Genomic DNA, 618 nt, shown 5'->3' on the forward strand with positions numbered 1-618 from the left:
CGGTAGGTCCAGTACTTCCGGTAGGTCCAGTACTTCCGGTAGGTCCAGTACTTCCGGTAGGTCCAGTACTTCCGGTAGGTCCAGTACTTCCAGTAGGTCCAGTACTTCCGGTAGGTCCAGTACTTCCAGTAGGTCCAGTAAGTCTGTATGGAAGAATAATTTCAAGAGCTATTGATACTAGTTCTTCTATTCTTTTTTCATTTTTATCTTGAATTTAAATCACCTCATTTTTAAATTAGAATGCAATAAGTTTCGTGTTTTTGGAATGGAACTATCATTTTATTATATTAATAGTAGTAGTTAAAGCAACGGTAAAATGTTTAATAACTGTATGAATCATTTGGAAAGAAAAAAGAATAGTTATGAAAGTATTCCTTAATAATAGACTCATACTTATGTAAGTTAATTAAAAATATGTGGAATGAGGAATTAAATTGAAGCGGAATGATAAATTATCAATAAATAAAGGTAAGATAGAACCTGAGAATATTGGACCTACATTTCCAGCTCTTCCACCAATATATATTCCAACAGGAGTAACAGGAGCAACAGGAGCAACAGGAGCAACAGGAGCAACAGGAGCAACAGGAGCAACAGGAGCAACAGGAGCAACAGGAG

The 618-nt window shown here is 36.4% G+C and carries 1 protein-coding gene and 1 pseudogene; one reads left to right on the top strand and one right to left on the bottom strand.

The features are described 5' to 3' along the window. Window positions 1-214 (bottom strand): annotated as a pseudogene (locus tag MR112_RS28600) (collagen-like protein); the annotation flags it as partial. A 220-nt stretch (window positions 215-434) separates the two neighbouring features. On the opposite strand from MR112_RS28600, the gene MR112_RS28605 reads away from it, so the two are divergent. Then, window positions 435-618 (top strand): exosporium leader peptide-containing protein (locus MR112_RS28605; protein ID WP_242245893.1); only part of this gene is annotated, 184 nt, incomplete at its 3' end.

Source organism: Bacillus cereus group sp. BfR-BA-01330 (genome assembly GCF_022663885.1).
Classification (GTDB): Bacteria; Bacillota; Bacilli; order Bacillales; family Bacillaceae_G; genus Bacillus_A; species Bacillus_A cereus.